The organism is Amycolatopsis sp. NPDC003676 (genome assembly GCF_053587275.1).
Window position 1 is genome coordinate 1 of sequence record NZ_JBSFNS010000414.1, and the last position, 1,078, is coordinate 1,078.

Here is a 1,078-nt window from a genome sequence, read left to right on the forward strand (position 1 = left end):
CGGCTCACCCAGTGCCTGGCGATCTCGTTCGAGCCGGACAGGCCGAGCAGCTTGTCGACCAGCGCGCCCAGCTCGGCCATGTTGCCCTGCTGCGGTTCCTGTTCCTGCTGTTGCGGCGCGCGGGCCTGCTGGCTCGGCGGCCGTTCCGGCGTCGCGGGGGAGGAGTAGGTGCTGTTGCCCGCGGCGATCCCGCGGATGCGGTCCATCAGGGCGTAGGCGGCGTCACCGGGGCAGTCGGTGTTGCCGACGTCGCGGTGCGCGAACACCGTCGGCAGGTCGACCGCCTCGTCCTGGGCGTACGGGGTGAACTCGGTGCCCTCGGAGTACATGGTGGTGTGGCCCTTGGGGTTGATCCCCGCGAGCTTGGCCCGCCAGCCGACGAACTTGCCGATCGCGTTGATCGACTCGGTGCTCGGCGTCTCGGTCTCGTAGTTGCCCATCAGCGCCACCCCGACGGTGTTCTCGTTGAACCCGCCCGCGTGCGCGCCCTGCACCGCCCGGTCGAGGCCGCCGTAGCGGCCCTCGAAGATCTGGCCGTACTGGTCGACCAGGGCGTTGTAGCCGATGTCGCACCAGCCCAGGGTCTCGGCGTGGTAGGCGTAGATCGCGCGGACGATGCCCGCCGACTCGGCCCGGCTGTAGTCGTTGCGACCGGCCGTGTGGTGCACGGTGATGCCGCCGACGCCGTCGTCGTAGGTGGGTTCCTGGCAGCGGATCGACTCGTCGGCACCCCACTGCGCGCGGGTGATGACCTTCGGGCCACCGCCCGGCAGCGCGGCGGCGACGTCGGTGAGTCCGGCGTCGATGGCGGCGCGGCCCGGGTTGATCAGGATCGCCTTGAGCGCGGCCTCGGTGAGATGGGCCGGATCGCTGTGGTCGGGTCCGGCGACCGGCTTGCGGGTCACCAGCATCTGCACCGCGGTGGTCTCGCCGACGTAGATCGGCTCGGTGCCGGTCGGCGCGTCGGCGGGGGTCTGGTCGGTGGCCCTGGTGTCGACCGGATCGGCGGCGGATTTGTAGCGCCACTTCGGCGACGCGGCGGGGAAGGAGCAGAACTTGCAGCTGAACGGACAGCCCC

General features: G+C 71.2%; 1 protein-coding gene. It reads right to left on the reverse strand.

What is annotated here, in order from left to right; translation table 11 throughout:
- On the reverse strand, positions 1 to 1,078 hold a 1,078-nt coding region (locus ACWDNU_RS46845), incomplete at both ends, for a peptidoglycan recognition protein family protein (protein ID WP_449673583.1).